Annotated in this window: 2 protein-coding genes; one reads left to right on the forward strand and one right to left on the reverse strand. The window is 70.0% G+C overall.

The window, feature by feature from the left end:
• Nucleotides 1–1,504 (reverse strand): right-handed parallel beta-helix repeat-containing protein (locus ACFVWU_RS44580; protein ID WP_387632384.1); only part of this gene is annotated, 1,504 nt, incomplete at its 3' end.
• Nucleotides 1,505–1,980: 476 nt separating this feature from the next.
• Here ACFVWU_RS44580 and ACFVWU_RS44585 point away from each other — a divergent pair.
• On the forward strand, nt 1,981–3,508 hold a 1,528-nt coding region (locus ACFVWU_RS44585), incomplete at its 3' end, for a right-handed parallel beta-helix repeat-containing protein (RefSeq protein WP_387632381.1).

Genomic DNA, 3,508 nt, shown 5'->3' on the forward strand with positions numbered 1-3,508 from the left:
CGTACTCCGAACCGGCCGTGGTGACGGTGATGCTGTTGGTCGCCGCGTTGCCGAACTGGTCGGTGACGGTGACCTTGGCCGTGTAGGTGCCGAGCTGCGGATAGGTGTGCGGGCTCTGCGGCGGGTTGTCCGGGTGGCCGGTGGCGTGGGTGGTGGTGCCGTCACCCCAGGCGATGTCATAGGTGAGCGTCTGCACGTCGCTGGTGACGTTGATGCCGACGTACACGGAGTAAGCGGTGTGGTCCGTGCCGGTCAGCGCCACGGCCAGGTTGGGGTTGGCGTCGAACTCCACGGCCCCCCGGCTGGCGTGGGGACTGGTCCCGAAGAAGTCCGAGCCCAGCGCCCCGGGCGCGGCCGGGTTGGCCGAGTTGATCGCGGCGGAGCCCACCTGGGGCTGGATGTCGACGACGGACGGCTCGTTCGGCCTCAGGTAGGTCGAGGTCGCCTGCTTGGTGTCGTTGGTGTCGTGGGCGCCCTGGGTCACGGCGGACTGGAAGCCGGCCAGGGTCGGGTACGTGGTGCCGGCCCAGCTGTAGGGCGCGGTGGCGTCGGTGCCGTAGACGTAGAAGTCGTTGTAGTCGGCCGTGGTACCGGCGGCCGACCCGGGCGAGACGGTGACGTCCGCCGCCCAGGTCAGTCCGTATCCGGAGCAGTTGGACTGGTACGTGCCCATGTAGTCGGTGCTCGGGTTGGCGTCCTCGATGAGGTTGTTCTCGACGCTGACGCCGGACGAGGTGCCTTCGAGGTCGACTGCGGAGCCGCAGCCGCGCTGGATCGTGTTGCCGACGACGTTCAGGCCGTTCACGCCGGTCGCGGTGATGCCGGCGTCGGCCAGCACGTCTCCGGCGAGGGAGACGTTGGCCGCCCCGGAGGCGACGCTGATCGCCCGGGCCCCGGTCCGGGAGAAGCCGGTGTCGACATAGGTCCGGCTCACGGTGACCTTGCTGGAGGCGCCGTCGATGGTGAGGGCGTCGGCCCCAGTGGGGTTGCTGGTCGTGCTGACGAAGCTCGAGTCGATCGTCACCCCGGTGGACCCGATGACCTCGACCGCGGTCGCACTCCCCCACGAGGTCAGCATGAGGTTGCTGACCGTCACGTTGGAGACGTGGTCGAGCACGAGCGCGGGCTTGCCGTTGTTGGCGTTGCCCGGGCTGACCCAGGCCTGGGTGCCGATGCCGACGATCGAGATGCCGGACGTCCGGACCGTCACGGACTCCTGGGAGGAGTTCCCCGAGGACGACAGGACGTCGACGGTGTCACCGGGCTGCGCGGCGTTCACCGCGTCCTGCAGGAGGCAGTAGGGGCTGGCCTGGGTGCCCGTTCCGGTGTCGTTGGTGCAGGGCGAACCGGAGAACGCCGCGTAGAGGGTCCGGCCGGTGCCCGTGGTGACCGGACCGGGCGCGGCCGGGGCCCCGGAAGGCGCCGGTGGCACCGGGGTCAACCGGACCGAGTTGCTCGCCGGGCTGGAGAATCCCGGAGCACTGATCGGCTGGACGAGCGGCATGTAGGCCACGTGCGGACCGGTGTTCCCGCTGGATGATCCGGCCGCGTGGGCCGTTCCCGGTGAGAGTGCGACGCCGGCCGCGAGAACCGCGACCGACGCGAAGAGACGGCGGTAGGACACTGGCCCCTCTGTCAGGTACGTGAAGCAAAGCAGGTGATGAGGCGGCCAGGCTACAGATCCCCCATGACAGCCCGTCCCGGGGTACCCCTTCCGGCGGTGGGAGTCCGTCCGGTTCTGTGCCCCGGCCGTCTCGAGCGCCGCGAGGCCGCTCCGCGCCCATAACGCTTTCCACTCGGCGAGCCTCGTTCTGTAGCCTGTCCCAGCTTTCATCAGGTCGTCACATAATCCGAACTGGGGGGTCGGTGTTTCACCGCCGTCTTGTCGCGTCAGCCGCGGTTCTCGCGGCCGGTATCGCGCTCGTTCCAGGTCTGGCCCATGCGGCCGGGCCGGCGAACGATTCCACCTCTGCCCACCCCGTGACCACGGCTCAGCTGCCGGGCATCGGGGGCGCGGGCTTCGACGCCTTCTCCAGCCCCGCGAGCAAGTCGGTCCGGGAGCAGAAGCCGGCGCTCCCCGGAGCACGGCCGACGTTCTCGAGCGCGCGGCCGGCGCTCTCCGACGTGCGGACGTCCGCGGCGACGCCGGCCACCGGAAAGACCATCTACGCCTACGTGTTCAACGGAAAGTGTGCCGCCGACACGGGCACCGGCGCGCAGAACGCTCCCTTCTGCCTGCTCCAGGACGCGGTGAACGCCGCGCAGCCGGGCGACACCATCGACCTCCAGGGTTCCGTCGGAAGCTCGGACTGGGAGTCGGTGACCGTCAAGACCTCGGGGATCTCGATCGTCGGCATCGGCGACCAGGCGTGGGTCAACGGCGGGGCCGGACCGGCTCTGATCTTCGACCACGTCTCCAACGTGACGGTCAGCAACCTCATGCTGTACTCGAACGACCTGACGCCCGCCGTCGAGGTGGTCGGCTCCTCGGGGGTCACGCTGGACTCCAGCTACCTGAGCGCGTTCACCAAGAACACCACGAGCACCGTCACCATCGACGGCGCATCCAGCGGGGTGGCGGTCACCCGGTCGTACCTCGACACGGGTTCCCAGGGCGGCAACAGCACCGCGGTCTCGGTCGCGCCGGGAGCAGGAAGCGTCACGCTCGCCGGCGACGTCCTCGCCGGTGGCGGCATCGTCGCGACCGGGGTGAAGGGCCTGAACGTCGCGGGTAACACCGTCCAGCGCGGCTGCAAGGCCGCGATCGACATCGAGGGCGGGTCCTCGGCCGTCAATCTGGAGAACAACGTCCTGGAGGACGCCAACCCGACCACCGACCAACTGCTGGGCGGCTACCAGTCCCAGTGCACGTCGAACGGCCAGGGCTGGGCACCGGACGTGACCGTGTCGGCCGACTCGACCACGGTGACGGCCGACTACAACGACTTCTACGTCTACGGCACCGACGCCACCGCGCCCTACAGCTGGGCCGGCACCACGTACCCGACCCTGGACGGCTTCAAGGCGGCGACCTCGCAGGGCGCGCACGACCTGACCGAGACCAAGGCGCCCACCTCGGTGTTCTTCCGCCCGAACACCTCGGTCGACGTGGACGCCCGGCCGCAGCCCGGCTCGGCCGCGATCGGCTCGGCCAACCCGGCCGCCCCCGGCGAGCTCGGCTCGGACTTCTACGGGACCACGCCCTACACCGACCGGGGCGCCATCCAGTACGCCCCCGACCTGACGGTGGCGGTGACCGGTCAGCACACCAGCGCGTTCGGTGTCTCGCTGAGCGCCGACGTGACCTCCGCCAGCGGTGCGCTGAGCGTGCACGTCGACTGGGGGGACGGTTCCTCCAGCGACGCGAACGCCGCGGCGACCAACCCCGCCACGCTGTCCCACTCGTACGCGAAGCTCGGCTCGTACCCGATCGTCGTCACCGCGACCGACCGGGCGGGCTACTCGGTGTCGAACTCCCTCACCGCGGTGACGGCCGGTTCGGAGTACA

Origin of the sequence: Kitasatospora sp. NPDC058190 (assembly GCF_042883685.1) — a bacterium.
Taxonomy (GTDB): Bacteria; Actinomycetota; Actinomycetes; order Streptomycetales; family Streptomycetaceae; genus Kitasatospora.